This window comes from Paraburkholderia sediminicola (genome assembly GCF_046027355.1).
Taxonomy (GTDB): Bacteria; Pseudomonadota; Gammaproteobacteria; order Burkholderiales; family Burkholderiaceae; genus Paraburkholderia; species Paraburkholderia sediminicola_B.
Genome location: NZ_JAQQEK010000011.1, coordinates 203,160 through 225,917 on the forward strand (window position 1 = coordinate 203,160; position 22,758 = coordinate 225,917).

Consider the following 22,758-nt stretch of genomic DNA (forward strand, 5'->3'; position numbering starts at 1 on the left):
CATGAGTACCTTATTGACCATCCGCAATCTGGCGGTGAACTTCAACGGGCTGCCCGCTGTCGACCGGATCAACCTCGATGTCGCGCCGGGCGAAGTGGTCGGCGTGGTCGGCGAATCGGGTTCGGGCAAGAGCGTGACGATGATGGCGCTGATGGGCCTGATCGACGCACCGGGCATCGTGACCGCCGACGAAATCACCTTCAACGGCAAGAACCTGCTGAAGGCATCGGCGAAGGAACGCCGCAAGATCATCGGCAAAGACATCGCGATGGTGTTCCAGGACGCGCTCACCAGTCTGAATCCGAGCTACACCGTCGGCTATCAGATCAAGGAAGTGCTGAAGCTGCATGAAGGCTTGCGCGGCAGTGCGCTGGACAAGCGCGCGTTGGAGTTGCTCGATCAGGTCGGCATTCCCGACCCGAAAGGCCGCATCGGCTCATTTCCGCATCAGATGTCGGGCGGCATGAACCAGCGCGTGATGATTGCAATGGCGATTGCCTGCAACCCGAAGCTGCTGATCGCCGACGAACCGACCACCGCGCTCGACGTGACTATCCAGGCGCAGATCATGGAGTTGCTGATCAAGCTGCAGAAGGAACGCGGCATGGCGCTCGTGCTGATCTCGCACGATCTGGCGGTGGTGTCCGAGGTCGCGCAACGCGTCGCGGTCATGTACGCTGGCGAAGTGATCGAGACCAACCGCGTGCCCGACATCTTCGCCGCGCCGCATCATCCGTACACGGAAGCGTTGCTGGCCGCGATTCCCGAGCACAATGTCGGCGCCGTGCGGCTCGCTGCATTGCCGGGCATGGTGCCGGGTCGCGACGACCGGCCCAAGGGATGTCTGTTCGCGCCGCGCTGCAAGTATGTGGTGGACGACTGCATGAAAGCGCGGCCCGCGCTCGCGCCGATGCAAGGTCACGCTGAAGTGGCGCGCGTGCGCTGCATCAAACCTTTAAACCTGAGCGGCGACGCCAACGTTCACACCCATGGAGGCGCACGATGAACGCAGTACTCGAAACGCGGCGCCAGTCGGACCATGCGGGCGATCACGTGCTGGTCGCGGAGCAATTGGCGCGCTACTACACGGTCAAGCGCGGCATGTTCGCGTCGGGCACGGTGAAGGCGCTCAACGGGGTCTCGTTCGCGCTCGACCGCGGCAAGACCTTGGCGGTGGTCGGCGAATCCGGCTGCGGCAAATCGACGCTTGCTCGTCAACTCACCATGATCGAAGCGCCCACCGCGGGCCGTCTGCTGATCGACGGTGAAGACGTGGCCGGCGCCGATCACGCGAAGATCGCGGCGCTGCGGCGGCGCGTGCAGATGGTGTTCCAGAACCCGTTTGCCTCGCTGAATCCGCGCAAGACCGTCGAGCAGACGCTCGGCGAGCCGCTCGCGATCAACACGCAACTGAGCGCGACCGAGCGCGCCGAACGGATCGCGCAGATGATGCGCACCGTCGGCCTGCGTCCGGAACATGCGAAGCGTTATCCGCATATGTTCTCCGGCGGTCAGCGGCAGCGCGTGGCGATTGCGCGCGCGATGATTCTCGACCCGCAGATCGTGGTCGCCGACGAACCCGTGTCGGCGCTCGACGTGTCGATCCAGGCGCAGATTCTGAATCTGTTCATGGATCTGCAGGAACAGTTCAAGACCAGCTACGTGTTCATCTCGCACAACCTCTCGGTGGTGGAGCATATCGCCGACGACGTGATGGTGATGTACTTCGGCGGCGTGGCGGAGCTCGGCGACAAGAAGCGGATTTTCTCGAACCCGCGTCATCCGTACACGCGCGCGCTGATGTCGGCCACGCCTTCGATCTTCGAGGCGGATCGCACGATCAAGATCAAGCTGCAAGGTGAAATGCCCTCGCCGCTGAATCCGCCGTCGGGTTGCACGTTTCATCAGCGCTGCCCGTACGTGATCGACCGCTGCCGCAGCGAAGAACCGAAGCTGCGCGAGGTGGATGGCCGCCAGGTCTCGTGTCACCGCGCCGAGGAGGTGGGGGACGTGGATGCCTGATGGGTTGGCGGCGCGTCGTCTTGCGCGCCGCTTGCGTGATGGCGGCCTCAGTGCTGCTTTCACGTGGCGCAGGAGGGCGCGTGCACTCACCGGTGCCGCGCTCTTCGGCGTTTGTTCCGTATTTCTTCCGGGCATGGGGCCGACCGGCGTCGCGCATGCCGCCGGGGCGGCCGCCAATGCGCCCGCGCAGGCGGGGCGTCCGGCGCTCCCGGTGCCCAACATGCCGGCGCCGCCGCGCACCATGCCAGGCCTCAATCCGCCGCCCGTTGCGCCGCCTGCCTTGCCGGGCACCACGGCGAGCGGCCCGGTGCGCGCGCAGCCGGCGCGCATGCCGTTCTATGTCGCGACACGCGGCACGACCACCATCTACGTGCTGGGCACGCTGCATGTCGGCGATCCTGCCGACTACCCTGCCAATCAGCCTTTCCGCGCACCGATCCTCGGCGCGCTCGCCGCCTCGCCAACGCTGGCGCTCGAACTCTCACCCGACGAACTGCTGGTTTCGCAAGACGACGTCTCGAAGTACGGCGTCTGCCGGCGCGACTGTCTGCCGGGATTGCTGCCCGAACCGTTGTGGCACAAGCTCGCCCTCCGGCTGCGCGGCAACCCGGCGGCGCTCGACGCCATCAAGAAGATGCGGCCGTGGCTCGCTTCGTTGCTGGTGGAAACCTACGATTCGTTGAGCGCCGGCCTGCAGACCGAGTACGGGTCGGAAGCGCAACTGCAAAACGTGTATCTGCGCACGCGCGGGAAGATCGTCGGTCTGGAGACCTTGTCGCAGCAAATGCGCGCGTTCACGGGACTGTCGCTCGCGCAGCAGCGCGAGATGCTGGCGCAGGATCTGGTGCAGACGCAGGCGGAAAACGTCGCGGATGTGCGGACCTTGCATCGTCTGTGGCGCGTGGGTGATGCGGATGCGATCGCCGCCTGGCAGGCGGCGAAATCCGAAAAACTGGCCCGCGACAAACGCATCTCTGATTCGATCGACAACAAGATCGTCTATGACCGCAACCGCCGCTTCGTTTCGCGGATGCTGCTGATCGCCGCGCCGAACAAGCCGGTTTTCGTGGCGATCGGCGCGTTGCATCTGGGTGGCCGCAAAGGCGTGCTGCAGATTTTGCGGCAGCACGGGTTTGTGGTGGAGGCGGGCTGAGGTTCGCCAGGCCCTGAGACGGCGCACACGCAGCATGGCAAGCGTCCTAAGCGGGATCGGCCGTTCGGCCATCATCGGAACCGGTATCTGAAGCGCCCAGTCCGACGCTCACGTGTGCCGCAAAATGCTCGTGGCACACGCAGCCATAGCGGCCCTTTGCATGCTATGATGTATGTACAAACGTCAATACAGGTGGCGCGTGCTGTTTGAATGGGACGAAGTCAAAAATCAGATCAACATCCATAAACACGGCATCGGTTTTCAGGATGCCATCGACGTGTTCAACCACCCGGTACTCACGGCGCTAGACCTGCGGGAAGACTACGGCGAAGACCGCTGGGTGGCGCTAGGCTGGATCGCAGCCATCGTGGGCGTGGTGGTGTATGTCGAGCGCAGCGTGGATGTGGTCCGGATCATTTCGGCACGCAAGGCAACGCGGCACGAGGTCAAACACTACAAGCAGCGCGTCTGGAATTGACTGGCATTGTGGCAATCGAGGCATGAGCAGAGGTGAAATGATGGCTAAAGCATCGGGAACAGACTGGAAGCGACTCGCCAAAACGGACGACGCGCAGATCGACACGAGCGACCTGCCCGAGTTGGGCGACGACTTTTTTCAACGCGCCGAATTGCACGTTCCGCCGAAGCAGGCAGTGACAATGCGTCTGGATGCGGACGTGTTGAGCTGGTTCAAGGAGCAGGGGCAGGGTTATCAGACGCGCATCAACAAATTGTTGCGCGCCTACATGCTGGCGCATCAGCGGCGGCGTCCTTAAGTCGCGCGACAACCGGATTTTGTCTACATCCGGTATGAGCGATGCTGCGCCCAAGCGTCAGGCCTTGGCGCAGCGTGGGCGTTAAAAGCCGCCGTGGCGTAGTGCTTCGGTCACGTCCTTGACCACCGGCGCCCAATCCCCCAGCACCGCCTGCCGGAACAACCTCATCCCCGGATACCACGGCGAGTCGCCGCGTGCTTCGAGCCAGCGCCAGTCAGAGTTGGCGGGCAACATCAACCACACCGGCTTGCCCAACGCTCCTGCCAGATGCGCGACGCCGGTGTCCACGGCGATCACCAGGTCGAGATCCATGATCAACGCGGCCGTGTCTTCGAAACTGTTCAGATCGGCGGTGAAATCGTTCGCACGGAAAGCCGGCGGCGCGTCGGCCAATTGCGCATGCGCCGGACCTTTCTGCAACGCGTGCCAGGCGACGTTTTCCAACCCGCCGAGTGCGCTCAGGTCGGTTAGCGTCATCGACCGATAGCGGTCGTTGCCGAATGTAGGACTGCCGGCCCAGACGAGGCCCACCTTGCGCTTCGATTTCTCGGCCGCCCCGTGCCGTTTGCGCCATGCCTTGATTTTCGCTTTATCGGCGAACAGGTAGGGCACGTCCGCAGGAATGTCGGAGAGATCCATGTCGATGCACGACGGCACGCTCATCATCGGCACCCAGAAATCGTACTCGCAGTCGGGCTTGCCGCTGAATGCGCGATGCACGCCCGCGATCCGTTCGACCAAAGGCAGCAGCGGTTCGCGCACGCACAGGTCGACCGTCGCACCGCGTTGGGCGAGCACGCTTGCAAAGCGCAAGAACTGGAAATGGTCGCCGAAACCCTGCTCGCCGACCAGCAGCAGACGACGTCCCTCGAGCGGCTCGCCATGCCATTCGGCCAAGCCCGGCACCGCGATCGCGTCATAGTCGCTCTTACGCCAGCGCAGCGCGAATTCAGCCCAGCCCTGTCGATAGTCGCCGCGCTTGAGCAACAGCCACGCGAGATTCTGATGCGCGTCCGCGTAGTGCGGATCAAGCGCGAGCGCGCGGCGGTAAAAACCTTCCTCTTCGTCCAACCGGCCTTGCGCACCGAGCGATCCGCCCAGGCACACGAGGTGAGTCGGAATCGGCTTGATTGCAACCGCATGTCGGAAATGCGCTTCGGCGCCCGCATAGTCGCCGAGCTTGCCGATCAGGCTGCCCAGATTGACGTGCGCCTCCGCATAATTCGCGCGCAGCGCCAGGGCACGCTCGAAGCCGGCGATCGCCGCGCCGTGGTCGCCTCGCGCTTTGTGCGCGTTGCCCGCGTTGAAGTGCGCTTCCGCCGATGTCGGATCGAGCGACAAGACTTCGCGATAGCACGCCAAGGCTTCGTCGAAACGCGCGAGTTTGCTAAGCGCCGTGCCGAGATTCAACTGCGCGTCGAGCAGCGTGGGGTTCGAGGCCAGCGCCAACCGGTACTGTTCGATCGCTTCATCGAGATCGCCTTGCGCTTGCAGCGCGACGCCGAAGTTGTTGTGCGCGTCGGCGAAATCAGGCTGGAGTTGCAGCGCCTGGTCGTAGCAAATCATCGCTTCGTCGAGATGGCCGAGCGCGGCGGCCACCAGTCCTCGGTTGCTCCAGCAGGCGGCATCGTGACGGTCGAGTTTGAGCGCGCGGCTCATCAGGCTGGCGGCGGCGTCGTGATCGCCGCGCTGGTATTGCAGCACGCCGAAGTAGTGCAGCGCTCCCGTATGGGCGGGGTCGAGCACGAGGGCTTCGCGATAGAAGGATTCGGCGGCGTCGAGCCGGGCGGCCTGATGCGCTTCGAGCGCCGCGTCGATCAATGAGGCGAGGTAAGCGGCGTGCGGCGGCTCGTTGCGCGCGCGATCAGGCGGGGATTGATGTTCCATGGAAACCTGCGGGAGAGCGTCGGCGGCGCGCGCTGCGCGTACCGGCGCATGTGGATGGGAGACCGTCCAGCATCGTATGGTCGCCCCCATTTCCCGACGATCGGACGCATCCTAATTCGGTCGCATCCGCGTCTTGCAGTGAATCCATTTCATCGACGTATCGCAGAGAGGTCCCGCGATACGTCGGTGTTTCCCAACATCAACGGTAAGAGTCCTACAGGAACATCAGGAAATTCAGCAGCAAGATATTCACGATCAGCAAGGTCAGCGCAGTCGGTATCTGCACCTTGATCACCGCGTTCTTGTCCGGCAGTTCCAGCAGCGCGACTGGCACCATGTTGAAGTTCGCGGCCATCGGCGTCATCAGCGTGCCGCAGTAGCCGGAGAACATGCCGATCGCGACCATCACCGCCGGGTTGCCGTGAAACACGCCCACCAGAATCGGCACGCCGACGCCGCCTGTCATCACTGGGAACGCTGCAAAGCCGTTACCCATCACCATGGTGAAGAGCGCCATGCCGATGCAGTACACGGCCACTGCGATGAAACGGTAGTCGAGGCTGATGTACGCCGTGGTCACGTGCGCGACGGCCTTGCCGACGCCCGCGTCCGAGAACACGAGGCCGAGCATGCCGAGCATCTGCGGCAGCACCGCGGCCCACGATAACGCGTCGACCAGCCGGCGCGTCTCCTTCATCGACTGGCCGACGGTGTCGCGCGTCATCACGCAGGCAATCGCCAAAGCGATCACGCAGCCGATGCCGAAGCCGATCAGCGTGACGTTGGCCTTCTCGATCAGCGGCATGCCGCCGAACACCAGATGGCTCGCCGACAGTGTGATGATCACGGTGACGACCGGAATCGTCAGCGCGGGCACGAACAGCTTGTTACGCAGACGCGCGGCGCTCGCCTTGCGCGCTTCGAGCGACAGCACTTTCGGCTTGCCCGCGGTCACACCGCCGAAGCCGGCGATCAGCGCCATCACGATCACGAGTACGCCGACCACGGCGGGCGGCAGCTTGTCGCCGATCAGGAAGATCAGCGCGTAGAGAATCCAGAAACCGCCGGCGGTGAAACGGCGCGGGTGATCCTTGTCCGTGACGATCATGCCGCCGACAACCAGCAGCACCACGCCCAGCAGCCAGAAGAGATAGGTAATCGTGAGCGTCATGCTTTGTCTCCTGCGGCGGATTGCGTCGACGAACCGGCGGCGTTGTTCGCCGCGGCATTGCCGCGCAGTTCGCGCTCGAGCTTGCGGTCGAGCAGATACAGACGGAAGCCGTGGATGATGAACGCGCAGATGGCGGTCGGAATGCCCCACACGGCCACGTGAATCGGCTCGACGATGATCCCTGCTTCCTTCAGGAAGGTGGTCATCAGCACGATCGCACCGAACGCGACGAAGATGTCCTCGCCGAAGAAGAGGCCCACGTTGTCGGTCGCCGCGGAGAACGCGCGCAATTTGAAACGCACCGCGTCGCTGATCTTGCCGAAGCGGGTTTCGGTCGCGCCTTCGGCCATCGGCGCGATCAGCGGACGCACCATTTGCGGATGGCCGCCGAGTCCGGTCAGGCCGACTGCGGCGGTCAGCTCGCGCACCAGCAGATAGACGATCAGAAGACGCCCGGCGGTGGCGGCCTTGATGCCGCCGATCCACGTTTGCGCGCGCTCACGCAGGCCATGCCGTTCGAGCAAACCGATCACGGCAAGCGGCAGGAGAATGATCAACGGGATATTGCGGGTCTTGATGAAACCGGTGCCGATCTCCGCAAGAATCTTTTCAGGCGGGAAGTGCGCGGCCAAACCAGTGATGATCGCGGCGACCGCCACGATCAGCATCGGATTGAACCGTAATAAAAAGCCGACGATGATGACGGCCACGCCAATGAGTGGCCATAGACTGACTGTTGACTGCATCTGGATCTCCAAACAGGGTTTCAACCTCGCCGCTTGTGACGGCTCACGTGGGCCGGCGCCGGGTGGTCCAGACGCCGTCTTGTTGCCACGGCTCTTGATGGCCGCGTTTGCTTCGCTACACCTGCATCTGCACCTGCTGATCGACTGCGGGTACTGCGATGCGTCCTGTACCTGGCAAACGCCCCGCGTGGAGCGGGGCGTTGCAAGGTGCACAAGATTTGAATCGCGCTGTCCGGCTCGCGGTTCGGCCGGCGCGTCAGGCGCGCGCGGCGCCGGCCGCGTGGACCTCGATGCCCGCGTCCTGCAGCGCGCCACGGATGCGCCGCGCGAACGCCAGCGCATGCGGACCGTCGCCATGCAGGCAGATGGTCTGCGCGTTCAGCGACACCCATTGACCGTCCACGGCCTGCACGCGTTGCTCGCGAACCATCGCGAGCGTGCGCGTCAGCACTTCGTCTTCGTCGTCGAGCAGCGCGCCGGGTTCTTTGCGCGGCACCAGCGAGCCGTCCGCGCGATAGCCGCGATCGGCGAAGACTTCTTCGACGGCGACCAGACCCGCGTTGCGCGCGGCCGTCACGAGACCGCTGTTGGCCAGCGCGAACACCGCCACCGACGGATCGAAATCGTGCACCGCCGAGACGATCGCGTCGGCGATCTTGTTGTCGCGCGCGGCCTGGTTGTACAGCGCGCCGTGCGGCTTGACGTGCGCGATGCGCCCACCCTCGGCCTGCGCGATCGCCGACAGCGCGCCAAGTTGATACAGCACGCCCGCATAGATGTCGTTGGCCGGCAGATCCATTTCCTTGCGGCCGAAGTTCTCCGGATCGTTGAAGCTCGGATGCGCGCCGATCGACACGCCTTTCTGCACCGCCCAGCGCACGCAGTCGCGCATCGCGTTGGCGCCGCCCGCGTGCCAGCCGCACGCGATATTCGCCGAGCTGACCAGGTCGAGCAGTGCCTCGTCGGACCCGCAGCCTTCGCCGAGATCGGCGTTCAAATCGATTTCCATGGTGTTCCTCTGCTCAGTGTCTCAGTGCTACAGCGCCGCGACGGCCGCTTGCCGCGCGCAGCGTTCTTCATGCATCGCGATCGCGGCGTCGATCTGCCGCAAATACGTGCGTTCTTCCAATAGAGCCTGACGCGCCTCGTAAGGCGTCGTCGGGATGAAACGGACGGCGGCGTTCAGGCGCACCTGCGCGAGCTTCCAGAGATCGGCCTGGATCACCGCGCCGATCTTCGGATAGCCGCCGGTGGTTTGCGCGTCGCTCATCAGCACGATCGGCTGGCCGTTCGGCGGCACCTGGATCGTGCCCGGCAACACGGCGTGCGAAAGCAGATCGGTTTTCCGGGTGCGCTTGAGCTCGGTGCCCGCCAGGCGGTAACCCATGCGGTTGCTGTTCGGCGTGACGAGCCATTCATCGGACCAGAACGACTCGTGGGCCTCATCGGTGAAACCGTCGTATTCCGGTCCGCGCAGCACGCGGATCGGCACGGCCCACGGCACGCCCGACGGATGACGGCCACGCCGCAGCGGCTCGTGAACCAGCACGAACTTGCACCAGGCGGGCGCCTTCACGCCGAACTCCGGCGCCTCCGGCGTAAAGCCGAGATGGCCGCGTTGCGGCGGCGCGCCGACCGGCAGGCGGTCGCCGTCGCGCAGCGCGCGGCCGCCGAGTCCGCCGAAATGACCGGCGAGATCGGTGCTGCGCGAGCCGAGCATCGGTAAGACGTCGACGCCGCCCGCCACGCACACGTAGCCGCGCATGCCGCGCTTGGCCGCATTGAGCACCAGTTCCTGGCCGGCCTGCACCGGCAGGCTCCACCACGAATAGACCGGCCGGCCGTCGAGCGTCGCGCCGAATTCGGTGCCGGTGATGGCGACCCGCGTGGCGCGCAGAAAGCGCAGCACGGTCGGGCCGAAGGTGATTTCCAGCCCCGCCGCATCGGGCCGGTTGCCGACCAGCCGGTTGCCGACTTCGAGCGACAGACGATCGAGCGCGCCACCCATCGCGACGCCGAGATGCCGGTAGCCGTGCCGGCCGAGATCCTGAATCGTGGTCAGGAGACCCGCGCGAATCACATCGATCATGCGTGTATCTCCGCGACGGTGAAGCGCACCCGGTCGCCCGGCTGCAGCAGCGTGGGCGGCCGGCGCGCCGGGTCGAACAGCGGCAGTTCGGTGCGGCCGATCAACTGCCAGCCGCCGGGGGAGGTGGCCGGATAGATGCCGGTCTGTTCGCCGCCGATGCCGACCGACCCCGCCGGCACTTCCAGCCGCGGCGACGCGCGGCGCGGCGTGTGCAGCGCGGCTTCGAGGCCGCCCATATAGGCGAAGCCCGGCTGGAAGCCGAGGAAGAACACGACGTACTCGCCCTGCGAATGACGCTCGACCACCTCGCGCACGCTCAAGCCGGTGTGATTGGCGACCGCCTGCAGATCGGGGCCGAACTCGCCGCCGTACTGCACCGGAATCTCGACTTCGCGGCCGGGCGCGGGCGCGTCGCTCACCGCATTCCAGGCCGCCTGCAGGTGGCCCACCAGCGCGTCGCGGTCGGCCTCGAGCGGATCGAAGACGAGCGTCAGGTTGTTCATGCCCGGCACCACCTCCAGCACATGCGGCCAGTCGCGCGCGGCCTCGGCGGCCGCCCACACGCGCCGCTGGCATTCCAGCGTCGCGGGCGGCGGCGCTTCGCAGACTAGCGCGGTATCGCCGAGCGGAAAGATTCTTGGTTGGCTCATGGATTAACGGCCTAGGTCGAGTCGGAGGATTCGGGCACGGCACGCCCTTTGAACGGTTAACGGCACCGAGCGGGCGACGGTTGAAGCGTACATTATCAATAAAATATCAACAATTTCTCAATAAGCGTTTTTGCCAGGCTCCCTGGGAGCGGACGCGCGTCGTACACTCCCGACACCTTTCCAACCCGTCTCTCGAGAATCGTCACCATGTCGCGCCATCCCACCAAGATCGTCTCCTCGGAACATCTCGTGTCCGAGACCAGCGCGGAACTGTCCGAACTCGAGTACGCGCTCATCATGGCGGGCAATGCATTCAACCGATGGATGGTGCGCTGCATGTCGGCGGCAGGCGAAAAGGACATGACCGCCATCGAGGTCTCGCTGCTGCACCACGTCAGCCATCGCGAGCGACGCAAGAAGCTGGCGGACATCTGCTTCGTGCTGAACATCGAAGACACGCACGTCGCCACCTACGCGTTGAAGAAGCTCGTAGCTAGAGGGTATGTAAAAAGCGAAAAGACCGGCAAGGAAGTGTTCTTCTCGGCGACCGATGTGGGCCGCGAACTCTGTCTGAAATATCGCGAGGTGCGCGAGAGCTGTCTGATTTCGACGCTGAAGGAAAGCGGCCTGACCAACGAGCAGATCGGCGAAGCGGCGCAGTTGATGCGCAACGCGTCAGGTCTTTACGACACGGCCGCGCGGGCGGCAGCGTCGTTATAACGCAGCGTTATTTGCTTTGCGGCGGCGCGGCGCGGCTAAAAGCTCGACGCGCGCCGAACGCTCAATCCGCCGGGCGCGGGTAGAGCGCCGCCTCGGTGACGATCAGGTCGAGCGGAATGTCGTGGGCTTCGCGCAGCAATGCCGGTGCGCGGCACGCTTCATAGGCGATGCCGACGGTGATTGGCTTGGTCGCAGCCGGCCACGCGGCCAGCGTGCGATCGTAATAGCCGCCGCCGTAGCCGAGCCGGTAGCCGTGAGCGTCGAAACCCACGCACGGCACGAACAGCAGTTGGGGAATCACAACGCGCCCGGAAGTCGGCTCGGCGATCTTGTGATGGCCGATCTTCATCGGCATCGCGGGCGTCCACGCATGAAATTCGAGGGGTGCGCCGCGCTCCTTGACCACCGGCAGGCTCGCCTCGCGTTGTGCGCCTGCCGCGAGCCAGACCGAGATGGCGGCACGCGCGTCGAACTCGCCGGTGAGCGGCCAGTAGAATCCCACGCTATTCACGCCGTACTGCTTTAACGCATCGAGCAGGTGCCGGGTGAGCGCGGTATTGTGCGCTGGCTCAGAAGCGGCTTGCAGCCTCGCTTCCAATAGCATTTTACGCAGCGCCTTTTTCGATTCCGCGACAGGGTTGCATGCTATGCTTGGGTTCAATTCGCGCTCCAGAAACAACGATGTCAAAACGCCTTTACCGAGTATATCGCGCGGCCGGTCTGGCGCTTGCCGCTGCGGCACTCGTCGCGTGCAGCACGGCCTCCGCCGTCAAGCCCCTTCCCCTTTCGCAACTCACGAACGACGACCAGACCTTCGTCCAACTGCGCGAGGCCGCCCGCAATAACGACGCGGCGCGCGCAGCGCAGCTGGCCGCCATGATCCCGAGCTATCCGGCGCCTGCGTATCTGGAGTACTTCCAGATCAAGCCGCAGTTGTTCGATTCGAGCGGCCACGCGCGGATCGACGCGCCGGACGCGCCGGTGCTGGCGTTCCTGCAGAAGTACGACGGCCAGGCGATCGCCGACCGCATGCGCAACGACTACCTCACGGTACTCGGCGCGCGGCACGACTGGCGCAACTTCGATCAGCAATACGCCCGCTTCGTGCTGAACGACGACACGCAGGTCAAGTGCTACGCGCTCGAATCGCGGGCTTCGCGCGGCGAAAACGTCGCCGACGCGGCGCGTGCGCTGCTGGTCGATCCGAAGTGGTACGGCGACGGCTGCGTCGATCTGATCACCTCGCTGGCCATCAACCAGCAGTTCAGTTCCGCCGACGTGTGGCAACAGATCCGTCTCGCCTACGAACAGAACAACACCAACACGGGCGCGAGGCTCGTCGACGCGCTCAGCAACGAGCCGCCCGATCCGGTGCTGTTCAATCAGGCCACCACCACGCCGCCGTTGCTGCTGGCGCGCGGCGTCGGTCCGGATACGCAGTCGCATCAGCTGGCGTTGCTGGCCATCACGCGCATGGCGCGCAACGACCCGGCCATGGCCGCGGCCACGTTCGCGTCGGTGGCGCCGTCGCTGAGTTCGCCCGAGCGCGCCATCGGCTGGGGCACGATTGCCTATCAGGCCGCCGCGAAGCAGATGCCGAGCGCGGTGGACTGGTATCGCCTGTCGGTGAATGCGCCGCTGTCGAACCCCGCGTATGAATGGCGCACCCGCACCGCCTTGCTCGCGGGCGACTGGACGATGGTGCGCTGGTCGATCGAACAGATGCCCGCTGCGCTGCGCAATCAGCCGTCGTGGGTGTATTGGCATGCCCGTGCGCTCAAGCAGGCCGGCGACACGACCACGGCCAACCAGGAATTCGAGTCGATTTCGCAGGGCTACAACTTCTACGGCCAGTTGGCCGCGGAAGAACTGGGCCAGAAGATCACGGTTCCGCCGAAAACCACGGTCAGCGACGCCGAGGTGCAACAGGCCGGCAACACACCCGGTTTCGATCTGGCGCAGCGTTTCTATGCGCTGAATCTGCGGCTCGAAGGCAATCGCGAATGGAACTGGCCGCTGCGCACCATGAGCGACCGGCAACTGCTCGCGGCCGCCGAATACGCGCGCCGTATCGAGCTGTATGACCGCACCGTCAACACGGCGGACCGCACGAAGAGCGAGCACGATTTCTCGCTGCGTTATCTGTCGCCGTTCAAGGATATCGTCGAGCGCGATTCGCAATCGAACGGACTGGACGTGGAATGGGCCTATGGCCTGATTCGCCAGGAGTCGCGCTTCATCATGAACGCGCGCTCGGAAGTCGGCGCAAGCGGGTTGATGCAACTGATGCCGGGCACCGCGCAACTGGTCGCAAAGAAGATCGGCTTGGGTCCGATCTCGCGCGAGCAGATGAACGACATCAACACCAACATCCTGCTCGGCACGAACTACCTGTCGATGATCTACAATCAGTTCGATGGGTCGGCCGTGCTGGCCACCGCGGGCTATAACGCAGGTCCTGGCCGTCCGCGCAACTGGCGGCAGTCCTTGCAGCATCCGGTGGAAGGTGCGATCTTCGCCGAGGCGATTCCGTTCCAGGAAACGCGCGACTACGTTAAGAATGTGTTGTCCAACACGGTCTACTACGCGGCATTGTTCGAAGGCCGTCCGCAATCGCTGAAGGCGCGTCTGGGTTATATCGCGCCGTAAGCGCCGTGCCGCCGCCACCTCGTTCCGAGGCGGCGGCGCGCCACGCCAGCCGTTGCCGCGGCTTCCACCAGGGAGTCGAAAATGCGACATAAAGCCATTGCGATCATCGGCGGCTCCGGTTTTATCGGCAGCCATCTCGTCAACGCCCTCGTCGAAATGGGCAAGGACGTGCGCATCGCCACCCGGCGGCGCTACAACGCCCGTCATCTCACCCTGTTGCCCATCGACGTGATCGAAGCGGACGTGTTCGATCCGGTCCAGCTCGCGCGCTTCGTCGAAGGCGCCGATTGCGTGATCAACCTCGTGGCCACGCTGCACGGCAAACGCGGCACGCCGTACGGTCCGGAGTTCGCGCGGATGCACGTGGAACTGCCAACCAAAATCGTCGCGGCTTGCGAAGGCAAGGGCGTGCACCGGCTGCTTCATATCAGCGCGCTAGGCGCCGACCCGAATGGCCCGAGCATGTACACGCGCTCGAAGGCAGACGGCGAGAAGGCTGTGCACGCGGCGAATCTGGCGTGGACGATTTTCCGCCCGTCCGTGGTGTTCGGACCGGAAGATCAATTCCTCAACAAGTTCGCCTTCCTGCAAAGGATGTTTCCGGTGCTTCCGCTCGCCATGCCGGATGCGAAGTTTCAGCCGGTGTACGTCGGCGACGTCGCGAAGGCGATCGTCAACGTGCTTGACCTCGATGCCGCCAGCGGACGCACCTATGAACTGGGCGGCCCGACTGTTTACTCGCTCGAAGATCTCGTCAAATATTGCGGCGATGTGATCGGCAAGCATGCACGCATCATCCGCTTGCCGGAAGCGTTCGCGCGGCTGCAGGCGCTGACTTTCGAAATGGCGCCCGGCGAACCGGTGATCTCGCGCGACAATCTCGACTCGATGAAAGTCGACAACGTGTTGAGCGGACCGCTTGCGCCTGAACTCGGCATCGAGCCGGCCAGCCTCGAAACGATCGCGCCGATCTATCTGACCGGCACGTCCACGCGTTCGCGCTTCGACACGTTCCGCGCCAGCGCGGGACGGTAAATTTTCTCTCATTCCTTATACAAAGCATGAAGCTGCTTATTGGTGACAAGAATTACTCTTCATGGTCGATGCGGCCGTGGCTGCTATTCAAACACTTCGGTATTCCGTTCGAGGAAGTGCTGATCCACCTGAATCAGCCGGACACCAACGCGAAAGTGCTCGCGCTTGCGCCGTCGGGTCCGGGCAAGATCCCATGCCTCGTCAACGACGACGGTTCGGCCACGTGGGATTCGCTGGCGATCGCCGAGACGCTGGCTGAGCGATTTCCTCAACATGCGCTCTGGCCGCGCGACGCGGCGGCGCGCAGCCACGCGCGCAGCGTGAGCGCGGAAATGCATTCGGGCTTCGGCGAATTGCGTTCGAACATGTGGATGAACATTCGCGCGTCGTTTCCGGGCAAGAACGCGACGCCAGGTGCGCTGGCCGACATCGCGCGTATCGAGGCGATCTGGCGCGACTGTCTCGAGACCTATGGCGGCCCGTTTCTATTCGGCGAATTCGGCATTGCCGACGCAATGTACGCGCCGGTCGTGATGCGCTTCAGGACGTGGCAACCGGCGCTGTCGGAAGTGTCCAGAGCTTATGTGCAGCGCGTGACGGAACTGCCGGCGGTGAAAGCGTGGATCGACGACGCGCTGAGTGAAACGCACGCGGTTCCGTATCAAGACGACTGCCCATGAACATCTACGCAGTAGGCGGCGCGATCCGCGACGAGTTGCTGGGCGTTCCGGTGCAGGACCGTGATTACGTGGTGGTTGGCGCGACGCCGGAGCAGATGGTGGCGCAGGGCTACCGTCCGGTGGGCAAGGATTTTCCGGTGTTCCTGCATCCGCAGACGCACGAGGAGTACGCGCTCGCCCGCACAGAGCGCAAGACGGCGGCCGGTTATCACGGCTTCCAGTTCTTCTATGCGCCGGACGTGACGCTCGAGGAAGACCTGGCGCGTCGCGACCTGACCATCAACGCCATGGCGCGCGAGGTGCGTCCGGACGGCGAGTTGACCGGCCCGGTGATCGACCCGTTCAACGGCCAGGGTGATTTGCAGGCGCGCCTGTTTCGCCACGTCAGCGATGCGTTTCTCGAAGACCCCGTGCGGATTTTGCGGACCGCGCGGTTCGCGGCGCGCTTTGTCGATTTCACCGTCGCGCCGGAGACGTTGACGCTCATGCGCAAGATGGTCGCCGACGGCGAAGTGGACGCGCTGGTGGCCGAACGCGTGTGGCAGGAAGTGTCGCGCGGCTTGATGGAGAAGAAGCCGTCGCGCATGTTCGAGGTGCTGCGCGAGTGCGGAGCGTTGGCGCGGATTCTGCCGGAAATCGACGCGCTGTTTGGCGTGCCGCAGCGCGCCGACTATCACCCGGAAGTGGACACGGGTGTGCATGTGATGATGGTGGTCGATCATGCCGCGCAGCAGGGTTATGCGTTGCCGGTTCGATTTGCTGCGCTGGCGCATGACCTCGGCAAGGCGACTACGCCCGAGGACGTGCTGCCGCGGCATATCGGCCACGAGGGACGCAGCGTGGATCTGCTGAAGCCGTTATGCGAGCGGCTGCGGGTGCCGAACGATTGCCGTGATCTGGCGGTGCTGGTTGCGCGTGAGCACGGCAATATTCATCGTGTGATGGAAATGGGGGCTGCCGCGCTGGTGAGGTTGTTGGAGCGTTGTGATGCGATCCGGAAACCTGCGCGGTTTGCTGAAGCCTTGCAGGCGTGTGAGGCGGATGCTCGTGGGCGGCTCGGGTTTGAGATGCGGGAGTATCCGCAGGCTGAGCGGTTGAGAGTCGCCCTTGTCGCTGCGCGCGCCGTCGATGCCGGTGCTGTGGCTAAGCGGCTTGCCGATGCGCCTGCTGGGATTAAGGATGCTGTGCATCAGGAGAGAGTTCGGGCTGTGGAAGGGGCTATTGCATGAGGGTTGGGCCTGCTCTCGGTGGTTTTTTTGTTCTTGGGGTGTTGGCCTTTCCTTGCTTTGTTAGTGGTCTATTAGCGTTGCCCCTGTGCGGGGCGGCACCTACTTCTCTTTGCCGCCGCAAAGAGAAGTAGGCAAGAGAAAGCGGCTCAAACCGCTAACTCTTAAGCGGATCCCCCGCGCAGCCACGGTAGTGGCGCATCTGGAATCAGTGATCTCGCACATTCGGCGTGAGTGACAAAGCAGTCATATTTCCGGCGGCGCTACGCGCGCCGAAGCGTGATTCTCAACACCGCTCACGACGTTCTAATCCGTCAAAAGTGCCCGCTACGCTTTTGCCCAAGCACTCTGCCTCGCTGCGCTCATCGAAACCTTCGGTTTCCCAGGCATACCCATCCGCGACGCACGCAGTGCGGAGTGGGAGCTGATGAGTCCTTGGTCACTGGAGCGAAGTGTGCGAGGACACTGATTCCAGATGCGCCACTACCGTGGCTGCGCGGGAGACCCACTTAAGAATTAGCGGTTTGAGCCGCTTTCTCTTGCCTACTTCTCTTTGCGGCGGCAAAGAGAAGTAGGTGCCGCCCCGCACAGGGGCAACGCTAATAGACCACTAAAAATTCAAGGAAAGGCCAACACCCCAGGCAACCAGACAAAGAAGCAACGCCCGCCGCCAAAGGCAAAAAACCTCCCCTACAAGAGCCTGGCAATAATCGACAACACCATAGAAAGCACCAACGTCGACATAAACGGAAACGGGTACTCCCGCCCAAAGACCCGCAAGGTCACATCACCCGGCAGGCGCCCAATGCCAATCTTCCTAAGCCACGGCCAGCAAGACGACAACACCGCCACGGCGATAAACGTAGTCAACAGCCAGCGGATCATGGCCAATTCCTGAAGCAAAAATTCACAGCGTATGCGACCGGTCGCCGCTGGAAAACGCTTGAAGCGTGTCATCCAGCCCGCGCGAAAACGCGATCACCTTAAAGAGTTCACCCATCTCCGCCTCCGACAACAACTTCTGCACCGCATTCGCCGCAGGCAAATATCTCGACGTATCCGCAGGATCGATCCCGGATAACGCCTCGGTAATCCCGGCATTCAGCAGAAACCGCGCTTGCGACGTAAAGCCCAGCAAGTCCGCGCCCGTCTCGACGCCGGCTTCGGCGATACCGGTGAATTCCACGTGCGCCGTGATGTCCTGCAAGCCCGGGTAAAGGAAAGGATCGCCATGCGCACGGTGCCGGTAATGGCACATCAACGTGCCTTGTGCACGCTGCCCATGGTAATACTCGTGACGCGGAAAACCATAGTCGATGAAGAAAGCCGCGCCACGCGCGAGCATCGTGCAGATCGTGCGCGTGAATGCGCTCGCCGCTTCGTGCGTTTCGGTCACGTAGTCTTCGCCGGCGATTTCGATTTCCGACAGCAGCGCGAGGTCCGCAGCGGCGGACACGGGCCGGTCGTCGAAGGCGAACGCGTCGTCGCGCCACACCACGCCGCGCTCGAGCCACGCCCCGCCGGTGAAGGCGAACAACCGCACCGGCATCGCGTCCAGCACCTCGTTGCCGATCACCACACCTTCAAAGCGCTCCGGCAACGCATCCAGCCAGCGCACTTTGGCCGCGAGCGCGGGCGCAGCGGCCTCGATCGTCTCGCGTTGACGCTCGCGGAGCTCGCCCGACAGATCCACGATCGAGTAACTGTCGAATTCCGCACCCAAAGCGTCGAGCGCGTTCAGCAAGCCGGCGGCGAGTTTGCCCGTGCCGGCGCCGAATTCCATCACGTCGCGCGTGCCGCTCGCTTGCAGGGCTTCCGCAACCGGCCGCGCCAGCGTCGCGGCGAACAGCGGCGATAGTTCCGGAGCGGTGACGAAGTCGCTGCCGTCGTCGCCGCGCAGCCCGAATTTGCGGGCGCCGCCGCTGTAATAGCCGAGTCCCGGCGCGTACAGCGCACGTTCCATGTAGCGGTCGAACGGCAGCCAGCCGCCGGCGGCGTCGAGCTCCCTACGGATCTGCGCGACCAGCGCTTCCGACTGCGCAAGCGCGCTCGGGCCGGGAGCAGGTAAACTGTCGGGTTGGTGAGCTTTCGGATTCATCCCCGCATTGTAAATGACCGCCTCTCTGGACACCGCCGCCCCCCGCGCGCCCGAAACACCGCGCGTCGTGCTGATTACCGGCGCCGCCCGCCGTATCGGACGGGCGCTCGCGCTCGGCTTTGCCGCGCGTGGCTGGGACGTGGCCGTCCACTACGGCTCCTCGCGGGCAGAGGCCGACGAACTGGTCGCGGAAATCGCCGCCTTGGGGCGCCGGGCCGTCGCTTTGCAGGCCGAATTGGGCGACGAGGCGCAGGTCGAGCGGCTTTTGCCGGCTTGTATCGACGCCTTGGGTCGGCCGTCGTGTATCGTCAACAATGCGTCGCGCTTCGAGGAGGACACGGCGCAGACCGTCGGTTACGACTTGCTGCTGAAGCTGACCGCGATGAACGTCGGCGCGCCGCTGGTGCTGGCGCGCAGGCTGTTCGAGGCGACGCCGGAAGCCGCGCGCACCGACGAAAGCCTGCGCAGCGTCGTCATCAACGTGCTGGATCAGAAGCTGTACAACATGAACCCGGACTATCTGTCGTACACGCTGACCAAGGCGGCGTTGCAGACAGCCACGGTCGCGCTGGCGCAGGCGTTGGCGCCGAAAGTGCGCGTGGTCGGGCTCGCGCCCGGTCTGACGATGCAATCCGGCGATCAAACGCCGGACGGTTTCGCCGCCGCTCACCGTACTACGCCTTTGGGCCGCGCGTCGCGGGCCGAGGATATTGTCGCCGCCGCGCTGTATCTCGCGGATGCAGCGGGCGTCACCGGAACGACGCTGGTGGTCGACGGCGGGCAGCACCTCGTGCCGCTGCCGCGCGACGTTATGTTTTTGACGGGCGCCTGAAGCGCGCGCGGCCAGCCATTGCGGCGGCCGCCACGCTGTGAAGCGCCCCTTTGCGTGCTCCGCACGCTTTTTTCGACTGGAACGAACATGTTTGCCGCTCTTTCGCATCCCCGGCTCGCCGATTGCCGCCGGCTCTTTCTGCGCAATTACGAAGTGCACATCAACATCGGCGTGCACGACTTCGAAAAGCGCGGCGAACAGCGCGTCGTGATCAACGTCGAACTGTTCGTGCCGCTCGCGTTGTCCACGCCGGTTCAGGACAAGCTGAACGAAGTCGTCGACTACGACTTCATGCGGTCGACCATTTCGCGTCGCGTCGAGCAAGGCCACATCCACTTGCAGGAAACGCTCTGCGACGACCTCGTCAAGACCATGCTCGAGCATCCGCAAGTGCGGGCCGCGCGCGTGTCGACGGAAAAGCCGGACGTTTATCCTGACTGCGACGCGGTGGGCGTCGAAGTCTTCCGTATCAAAGAGGATTGAGCCATGAATGCTCCGGAAATCCTGAACGGCGCCGCGGCCGCCGAGGTCGCTGACGCAACCGAGGCCACGCAAGCCGCCTCGCGCGCCAAGTCGCCGCTCACGCGCCGCGAACAGAAGGAAGCGTACGAGAACAACAAGCTGTTCAAGCGGCTCGCGCGCCAGGTCGGCCAGGCGATCGGCGACTTCAACATGATTGAAGACGGCGACAGGGTCATGGTCTGTCTGTCGGGCGGCAAAGACAGCTACGCGATGCTCGAAATTCTGATGCGGTTGCGCGAGCGCGCGCCGATCAACTTCGACATCGTCGCGGTGAATCTCGACCAGAAGCAGCCGGGCTTTCCCGAGCACGTGCTGCCCGAATATCTGAAGCAACTCGACATTCCGTTTCACATCGAGAATCAGGATACGTACAGCATCGTCAAGCGGCTGGTGCCGGAAGGCAAGACCACCTGCTCGCTGTGCTCGCGGCTGCGGCGCGGCATTCTTTACCGCGTCGCCGGCGAGCTCGGCGCGACCAAGATCGCGCTCGGCCATCATCGCGACGACATTCTGCAAACGCTGCTGCTGAACATGTTCTACGGCGGCAAGCTGAAGGGCATGCCGCCTAAGCTGCAATCGGACGACGGCAAGAATATCGTGATCCGCCCGCTCGCCTACGTGAAGGAAACCGATCTGGAGAAGTACGCCGAGCTGCGCGAATTCCCGATCATTCCGTGCAACCTGTGCGGCAGCCAGCCGAATCTGAAGCGCGCGGAAATGAAAGCGCTGGTTCGCGATTGGGAGAAGCGCTTCCCGGGCCGCATCGAGAATATGTTCAACGCACTGTCGAACGTCGTGCCCTCGCATTTGATGGATCACAAGCTGTTCCCGTTCGCGGGTCTGCGTGCGACCGGCGAGGCCGATCCGCAAGGCGATATCGCCTTCGACGAGGAGCCGTGTTCGACCGATGCCGGCGATGGCGCGATGCCCAGTGCGACAAAATCGATTTCCATCGTCCAGTTCGACGATCTTTGACGAAAACGCTCGCCGTATGGGCGTTTCCGCACATTGCAGTACGCATCAAGGCCGCCCCAGCGGCCTTTTTCGCTAGAGGGCGCGTGTTAGAATCGACGCCTCCAAACTTGTCTATTTGCCGTGCCATGAACATTGTGATTTTGGCGGCAGGCACCGGCAAGCGCATGCGGTCCGCGCTTCCCAAGGTGCTTCATCCCCTGGCTGGCCGGCCGCTCCTCGCTCACGTCATCGACACGGCTCGCACGCTCAATCCCACGCATCTCGTGGTGGTGATCGGCCACGGCGCCGAAGCCGTGCGCAAGGCCGTCGCCGCGCCGGACGTGCAGTTCGCCGTGCAGGAACAGCAACTCGGCACGGGGCACGCGGTGCAGCAGGCGCTGCCGCTGCTCGATCCGTCCGCGCCCACGCTGGTGCTTTACGGCGACGTGCCGCTCACGCGCGCCGGCACGCTGCAGGCGCTGACCGATCGCGCGGGGCAGGGCGGCTACGGCGTGCTCACCGTCACGCTCGCGGACCCGAGCGGCTATGGCCGCATCGTGCGTGATGCGCAAGGCAAGGTGGCGCGCATCGTCGAGCAGAAAGACGCGACGCCCGAGCAGCTCGAGATCGCCGAGATCAACACCGGCATCATCGTCGCGCCGACCGAGCGTCTGGGCGGCTGGCTTGCCGCGCTGAAGAACGACAATGCGCAAGGCGAGTTCTATCTGACCGACGCGGTCGAGATGGCGATCGAAGCCGGGCTCGAAGTCGTCACCACGCAGCCGGACGACGAATGGGAAACGCTCGGCGTGAACAGCAAGCAGCAGCTTGCGGAACTCGAGCGGATTCATCAGCACAACGTGGCGGATGCGTTGCTGGTCGCGGGCGTGACGCTCGCCGATCCGGCGCGGCTGGATGTGCGCGGCACGCTCGAATGCGGCCGCGATGTCTCGATCGACGTGAATTGCGTGTTCGAAGGCCGCGTGTCGCTGGCTGACAACGTCACCATCGGGCCGAACTGCGTCATCCGCGATGCGAACATCGGCGCCGGTACGCGCGTCGACGCGTTCACGCATATCGAAGGCGCCGAAGTCGGCGCGAATGTGGTGCTCGGACCGTATGCGCGGTTGCGCCCCGGCGCGTCACTGCACGACGAGTCGCATGTCGGCAACTTCGTCGAGGTGAAGAACGCGGTGCTCGGCCACGGCTCGAAAGCGAATCACCTCACGTATATCGGCGACGCGGATATCGGCGCGCGCGTGAATATCGGCGCAGGCACCATCACCTGCAACTACGACGGTGCGAACAAATTCCGCACGATCATCGAAGACGACGTGTTCGTCGGTTCGGATACGCAACTGGTTGCGCCGGTGCGCGTGAAGCGCGGCGTAACGATCGCGGCGGGCACGACGGTCTGGAAGGACGTCGAAGCCGACGCGCTGGTCCTGAACGACAAGACGCAAACGAGCAAAACGGGCTACGTGCGCCCGACCAAGAAAAAGAGCTGATGGGCATGACGCGCGCACGACGCGCGCTCCCTGAAACGCA

At 64.1% G+C, this 22,758-nt stretch carries 23 protein-coding genes; 14 read left to right on the forward strand and 9 right to left on the reverse strand.

The genetic code is table 11. From position 1 onward, the window contains the following. Position 1: 1 nt before the first annotated feature. The 5 genes from PQR42_RS20605 to PQR42_RS20625 all read left to right on the forward strand — a co-directional run bounded on the left by PQR42_RS20605 (position 2) and on the right by PQR42_RS20625 (position 3,951). A complete protein-coding gene (locus PQR42_RS20605) occupies positions 2-1,006 on the forward strand; it encodes an ABC transporter ATP-binding protein (protein WP_132376634.1) in 1,005 nt (334 codons plus the stop codon). Further along, positions 1,003-2,022, forward strand: a complete 1,020-nt coding sequence (locus tag PQR42_RS20610; RefSeq protein WP_408207259.1) for a peptide ABC transporter ATP-binding protein — start codon at positions 1,003-1,005, stop codon at positions 2,020-2,022. Before PQR42_RS20605 ends, PQR42_RS20610 begins: the two co-directional genes overlap by 4 nt. Further along, complete coding sequence (locus PQR42_RS20615) at positions 2,015-3,175, forward strand: TraB/GumN family protein (protein WP_408207261.1); 1,161 nt, start codon at positions 2,015-2,017, stop codon at positions 3,173-3,175. The genes PQR42_RS20610 and PQR42_RS20615 overlap by 8 nt, the downstream gene beginning before the upstream one ends. A 172-nt stretch (positions 3,176-3,347) precedes the next feature. After that, positions 3,348-3,653, forward strand: a complete 306-nt coding sequence (locus tag PQR42_RS20620; RefSeq protein ID WP_408207263.1) for a BrnT family toxin — start codon at positions 3,348-3,350, stop codon at positions 3,651-3,653. A 37-nt stretch (positions 3,654-3,690) separates the two neighbouring features. Next, positions 3,691-3,951: a BrnA antitoxin family protein gene (locus PQR42_RS20625; RefSeq protein WP_408207265.1), complete on the forward strand. Its 261-nt coding sequence runs from the start codon at positions 3,691-3,693 to the stop codon at positions 3,949-3,951. Positions 3,952-4,032: 81 nt separating this feature from the next. On the opposite strand, the gene PQR42_RS20630 is transcribed toward PQR42_RS20625, so the two are convergent. From PQR42_RS20630 to pxpB, 6 genes are all read right to left on the reverse strand, one after another. Next, the gene (locus PQR42_RS20630; RefSeq protein WP_408384037.1) at positions 4,033-5,838 is read right to left on the reverse strand and encodes a tetratricopeptide repeat protein; all 1,806 of its coding nucleotides are present in this window, start codon (positions 5,836-5,838) and stop codon (positions 4,033-4,035) included. A gap of 214 nt (positions 5,839-6,052) precedes the next feature. Then, the gene (locus PQR42_RS20635) at positions 6,053-7,009 is read right to left on the reverse strand and encodes a DUF979 domain-containing protein (RefSeq protein ID WP_408207269.1); all 957 of its coding nucleotides are present in this window, start codon (positions 7,007-7,009) and stop codon (positions 6,053-6,055) included. After that, entirely contained in the window at positions 7,006-7,755 is a 750-nt protein-coding gene (locus PQR42_RS20640; RefSeq protein ID WP_408384039.1) for a DUF969 domain-containing protein, read from the reverse strand. Before PQR42_RS20640 ends, PQR42_RS20635 begins: the two co-directional genes overlap by 4 nt. A gap of 256 nt (positions 7,756-8,011) precedes the next feature. After that, positions 8,012-8,764, reverse strand: coding sequence for a 5-oxoprolinase subunit PxpA (gene pxpA / locus PQR42_RS20645; protein ID WP_408207273.1), 753 nt, complete (start codon positions 8,762-8,764; stop codon positions 8,012-8,014). 27 nt (positions 8,765-8,791) lie between these two features. Continuing rightward, entirely contained in the window at positions 8,792-9,844 is a 1,053-nt protein-coding gene (locus tag PQR42_RS20650; protein WP_408207275.1) for a 5-oxoprolinase subunit C family protein, read from the reverse strand. After that, the gene (gene pxpB / locus PQR42_RS20655; protein ID WP_408207277.1) at positions 9,841-10,494 is read right to left on the reverse strand and encodes a 5-oxoprolinase subunit PxpB; all 654 of its coding nucleotides are present in this window, start codon (positions 10,492-10,494) and stop codon (positions 9,841-9,843) included. The genes PQR42_RS20650 and pxpB overlap by 4 nt, the downstream gene beginning before the upstream one ends. A gap of 207 nt (positions 10,495-10,701) precedes the next feature. Here pxpB and PQR42_RS20660 point away from each other — a divergent pair, with 207 nt between their 5' ends. After that, complete coding sequence (locus PQR42_RS20660; RefSeq protein ID WP_310813623.1) at positions 10,702-11,214, forward strand: winged helix DNA-binding protein; 513 nt, start codon at positions 10,702-10,704, stop codon at positions 11,212-11,214. A gap of 61 nt (positions 11,215-11,275) precedes the next feature. Here PQR42_RS20660 and PQR42_RS20665 read toward each other — a convergent pair whose 3' ends face one another. Continuing rightward, complete coding sequence (locus PQR42_RS20665) at positions 11,276-11,818, reverse strand: 5-formyltetrahydrofolate cyclo-ligase (RefSeq protein WP_408384041.1); 543 nt, start codon at positions 11,816-11,818, stop codon at positions 11,276-11,278. Positions 11,819-11,895: 77 nt separating this feature from the next. On the opposite strand from PQR42_RS20665, the gene PQR42_RS20670 reads away from it, so the two are divergent. The 4 genes from PQR42_RS20670 (at position 11,896) to PQR42_RS20685 (ending at position 16,807) form a co-directional block, all read left to right on the forward strand. Further along, the gene (locus PQR42_RS20670; protein ID WP_408207281.1) at positions 11,896-13,863 is read left to right on the forward strand and encodes a lytic transglycosylase domain-containing protein; all 1,968 of its coding nucleotides are present in this window, start codon (positions 11,896-11,898) and stop codon (positions 13,861-13,863) included. Between the two features lie 81 nt (positions 13,864-13,944). Continuing rightward, positions 13,945-14,898 (forward strand): complex I NDUFA9 subunit family protein, encoded by a 954-nt coding sequence (locus PQR42_RS20675; protein WP_408384043.1) that lies wholly within the window; start codon positions 13,945-13,947, stop codon positions 14,896-14,898. Positions 14,899-14,924: 26 nt separating this feature from the next. Beyond that, the gene (locus PQR42_RS20680) at positions 14,925-15,578 is read left to right on the forward strand and encodes a glutathione S-transferase family protein (protein ID WP_408384045.1); all 654 of its coding nucleotides are present in this window, start codon (positions 14,925-14,927) and stop codon (positions 15,576-15,578) included. Then, positions 15,575-16,807, forward strand: a complete 1,233-nt coding sequence (locus tag PQR42_RS20685) for a multifunctional CCA addition/repair protein (protein WP_408384047.1) — start codon at positions 15,575-15,577, stop codon at positions 16,805-16,807. The genes PQR42_RS20680 and PQR42_RS20685 overlap by 4 nt, the downstream gene beginning before the upstream one ends. A 687-nt stretch (positions 16,808-17,494) precedes the next feature. Here PQR42_RS20685 and PQR42_RS20690 read toward each other — a convergent pair. Further along, positions 17,495-17,689, reverse strand: a complete 195-nt coding sequence (locus tag PQR42_RS20690) for a DUF2905 domain-containing protein (protein WP_408220223.1) — start codon at positions 17,687-17,689, stop codon at positions 17,495-17,497. 22 nt (positions 17,690-17,711) lie between these two features. Further along, positions 17,712-18,902: a class I SAM-dependent methyltransferase gene (locus PQR42_RS20695; RefSeq protein WP_408384049.1), complete on the reverse strand. Its 1,191-nt coding sequence runs from the start codon at positions 18,900-18,902 to the stop codon at positions 17,712-17,714. A 13-nt stretch (positions 18,903-18,915) separates the two neighbouring features. Here PQR42_RS20695 and PQR42_RS20700 point away from each other — a divergent pair, with 13 nt between their 5' ends. From PQR42_RS20700 to glmU, 4 genes are all read left to right on the forward strand, one after another. After that, entirely contained in the window at positions 18,916-19,734 is an 819-nt protein-coding gene (locus tag PQR42_RS20700; protein WP_408384051.1) for an SDR family oxidoreductase, read from the forward strand. An 87-nt stretch (positions 19,735-19,821) separates the two neighbouring features. Next, positions 19,822-20,217 carry a dihydroneopterin aldolase gene (locus PQR42_RS20705; RefSeq protein WP_012434647.1) on the forward strand — a complete coding sequence of 132 codons (396 nt, stop codon included), beginning with the start codon at positions 19,822-19,824 and terminating at the stop codon, positions 20,215-20,217. A gap of 3 nt (positions 20,218-20,220) precedes the next feature. After that, on the forward strand, positions 20,221-21,231 hold the full coding sequence (gene ttcA / locus PQR42_RS20710; protein WP_408384053.1) for a tRNA 2-thiocytidine(32) synthetase TtcA: 1,011 nt from the start codon (positions 20,221-20,223) through the stop codon (positions 21,229-21,231). A 125-nt stretch (positions 21,232-21,356) separates the two neighbouring features. Then, positions 21,357-22,718 (forward strand): bifunctional UDP-N-acetylglucosamine diphosphorylase/glucosamine-1-phosphate N-acetyltransferase GlmU, encoded by a 1,362-nt coding sequence (gene glmU / locus PQR42_RS20715; RefSeq protein ID WP_408220210.1) that lies wholly within the window; start codon positions 21,357-21,359, stop codon positions 22,716-22,718. The last annotated feature ends 40 nt before the right edge of the window (positions 22,719-22,758 follow it).

Coding starts and splice junctions, on each gene's coding strand:
- PQR42_RS20605 (WP_132376634.1), top strand. CDS start 2: ATGAGTACCTTATTGACCATCCGCAATCTGGCGGTGAACTTCAACGGG.
- PQR42_RS20610 (WP_408207259.1), top strand. CDS start 1,003: ATGAACGCAGTACTCGAAACGCGGCGCCAGTCGGACCATGCGGGCGAT.
- PQR42_RS20615 (WP_408207261.1), top strand. CDS start 2,015: ATGCCTGATGGGTTGGCGGCGCGTCGTCTTGCGCGCCGCTTGCGTGAT.
- PQR42_RS20620 (WP_408207263.1), top strand. CDS start 3,348: ATGTACAAACGTCAATACAGGTGGCGCGTGCTGTTTGAATGGGACGAA.
- PQR42_RS20625 (WP_408207265.1), top strand. CDS start 3,691: ATGATGGCTAAAGCATCGGGAACAGACTGGAAGCGACTCGCCAAAACG.
- PQR42_RS20630 (WP_408384037.1), bottom strand. CDS start 5,838: ATGGAACATCAATCCCCGCCTGATCGCGCGCGCAACGAGCCGCCGCAC.
- PQR42_RS20635 (WP_408207269.1), bottom strand. CDS start 7,009: ATGACGCTCACGATTACCTATCTCTTCTGGCTGCTGGGCGTGGTGCTG.
- PQR42_RS20640 (WP_408384039.1), bottom strand. CDS start 7,755: ATGCAGTCAACAGTCAGTCTATGGCCACTCATTGGCGTGGCCGTCATC.
- pxpA (WP_408207273.1), bottom strand. CDS start 8,764: ATGGAAATCGATTTGAACGCCGATCTCGGCGAAGGCTGCGGGTCCGAC.
- PQR42_RS20650 (WP_408207275.1), bottom strand. CDS start 9,844: ATGATCGATGTGATTCGCGCGGGTCTCCTGACCACGATTCAGGATCTC.
- pxpB (WP_408207277.1), bottom strand. CDS start 10,494: ATGAGCCAACCAAGAATCTTTCCGCTCGGCGATACCGCGCTAGTCTGC.
- PQR42_RS20660 (WP_310813623.1), top strand. CDS start 10,702: ATGTCGCGCCATCCCACCAAGATCGTCTCCTCGGAACATCTCGTGTCC.
- PQR42_RS20665 (WP_408384041.1), bottom strand. CDS start 11,818: ATGCTATTGGAAGCGAGGCTGCAAGCCGCTTCTGAGCCAGCGCACAAT.
- PQR42_RS20670 (WP_408207281.1), top strand. CDS start 11,896: ATGTCAAAACGCCTTTACCGAGTATATCGCGCGGCCGGTCTGGCGCTT.
- PQR42_RS20675 (WP_408384043.1), top strand. CDS start 13,945: ATGCGACATAAAGCCATTGCGATCATCGGCGGCTCCGGTTTTATCGGC.
- PQR42_RS20680 (WP_408384045.1), top strand. CDS start 14,925: ATGAAGCTGCTTATTGGTGACAAGAATTACTCTTCATGGTCGATGCGG.
- PQR42_RS20685 (WP_408384047.1), top strand. CDS start 15,575: ATGAACATCTACGCAGTAGGCGGCGCGATCCGCGACGAGTTGCTGGGC.
- PQR42_RS20690 (WP_408220223.1), bottom strand. CDS start 17,689: ATGATCCGCTGGCTGTTGACTACGTTTATCGCCGTGGCGGTGTTGTCG.
- PQR42_RS20695 (WP_408384049.1), bottom strand. CDS start 18,902: ATGAATCCGAAAGCTCACCAACCCGACAGTTTACCTGCTCCCGGCCCG.
- PQR42_RS20700 (WP_408384051.1), top strand. CDS start 18,916: ATGACCGCCTCTCTGGACACCGCCGCCCCCCGCGCGCCCGAAACACCG.
- PQR42_RS20705 (WP_012434647.1), top strand. CDS start 19,822: ATGTTTGCCGCTCTTTCGCATCCCCGGCTCGCCGATTGCCGCCGGCTC.
- ttcA (WP_408384053.1), top strand. CDS start 20,221: ATGAATGCTCCGGAAATCCTGAACGGCGCCGCGGCCGCCGAGGTCGCT.
- glmU (WP_408220210.1), top strand. CDS start 21,357: ATGAACATTGTGATTTTGGCGGCAGGCACCGGCAAGCGCATGCGGTCC.